Raw genomic sequence first — 1,630 nt, 5'->3', positions numbered from 1 at the left:
AGGTTTTGCGTGAGCCAGTCGTTCAATATCTGGCGGGTTCGGAACAAAGGATAGCTCCTTTTTGGAATATAATCACATGGTACCCGACAGTTAAATTTACGAGAAGGTCGGTTGGAAGACTGAAAGAAGGGGTCCGAGTACGGATGTTTGTGGCAACGGGGCATTGCACATTCATTGGGACCCATCCTGAATAATAATCAAGGATATTCCGGAATATTGAATAATGAGTTTCTTTAGTGGCAAGAATGCACCCCTGGTGGGATTGGATATCAGTTCCTCGGTGGTAAAACTGCTGGAGCTGAGTCGGCAGGGGGGGCGCGGTGGCAACCGTTATCGTGTCGAAAGTTATGGTGTGGAAATCCTGCCGCCGAACGTCATGGTGGAGGGAAGCATCGTCGATATCGAGGCTGTCGGGCAGGCTATAAAGAAAGTCGTCAAGAAATCCGGTACCCGGGCAAAGTCTGCGGCTCTTGCGGTCTCAGGTTCATCTGTGATCACCAAGACGATTTCGGTCGCTGCCTCACTGAATGACAAGGAACTGGAGGCGCAGATCGAAATGGAAGCTGATCAGTATGTGCCTTATCCTCTTGAAGAAGTAAATCTGGATTTCGAGGTGCTGGGTCCCAGCGAAAAGAACGCCCAGATGGTCGATGTACTGCTGGCAGCCTGTCGCTCCGAAACGGTGGATGAACGCGTTGCCGCGGTCGGCCTGGGTGGGCTGGACTGCGAGATCGTGGATGTAGAGGCTTACGCCATGGAGCGCACCTGCAAGGAACTGGCGGTGGAATGGCCAAACGGTGGAGAAGGGCTCACCGTGGCTCTGTTGGATATCGGTGCCACCACCACTACGCTGAATGCCCTGCACAGTAATACGACGGTCTATACCCGCGAACAGAATTTCGGCGGCAGGCAACTCACTGAAGAGATACAGCGGCGTTATGGCCTTTCTTTCGAGGAAGCGGGCATGGCCAAACGCAATGGCGGTCTTCCTGACAGTTACGAAGCCGAAGTGCTTGATCCCTTCAAGGAGGCGGTGGCGCAACAGGGTAATCGGGCCATTCAGTTCTTTCTGGGGGCCACGCCATACAATCACGTGGATCTTATTATCCTGGCCGGTGGCACCTCTTCTATCGTGGGGCTTGATGACCTGATTCAGGATCGGCTGGGTGTGGATACTGTCGTTGCCAATCCCTTTACAAACATGTCCATAGGTCCGCGCGTGGAAGCAGAGGCTTTGAGCAGTGATGCTCCGGCCATAATGATCGCCTGTGGTCTTGCATTGAGGAGTTTCGGATAATGGCTCATATCAACCTCCTCCCCTGGCGAGAAACACTGCGCAAGAAGCGCAAGAGAGACTTTGGTATCCAGGTGCTGGGTGCAGTCATTGTTGCTGCACTGGCCGTGTTCCTCTGGTACATGCAGGTGGAAAAGCAAATCGAGTTTCAGGAAAGCAGAAATGCGTACCTGAAAAGCGAAATCACCAAAATCGACAAGAAGATTAAAGAGATCCAAGCGTGTCTTCGACCTCGTGATAGATTTTGGGACATCCCAGTCCCCAAAATCGACTCGGCCTTTGACAACCTATTGGTGCCCCAGCCGTCCTGGTCACCCAGCACTACGCAACAACTTC

General features: G+C 52.8%; 1 protein-coding gene and 1 pseudogene. Both read left to right on the top strand.

Annotated elements, in window-relative coordinates; translation table 11 throughout:
- Positions 1-223 precede the first annotated feature (223 nt).
- Positions 224-1,297 (top strand): pilus assembly protein PilM, encoded by a 1,074-nt coding sequence (locus ACOCD2_RS19095; RefSeq protein WP_293650106.1) that lies wholly within the window; start codon positions 224-226, stop codon positions 1,295-1,297.
- Positions 1,297-1,630 (top strand): annotated as a pseudogene (locus ACOCD2_RS19090) (PilN domain-containing protein); the annotation flags it as partial. The gene ACOCD2_RS19095 and the pseudogene ACOCD2_RS19090, both read left to right, overlap by 1 nt.

It is taken from the genome of Thiolapillus sp. (assembly GCF_048562965.1).
GTDB classification, from domain to species: domain Bacteria; phylum Pseudomonadota; class Gammaproteobacteria; order Chromatiales; family Chromatiaceae; genus Thiolapillus; species Thiolapillus brandeum_A.
This window is presented reverse-complemented; position numbering and strand designations above follow the sequence as displayed.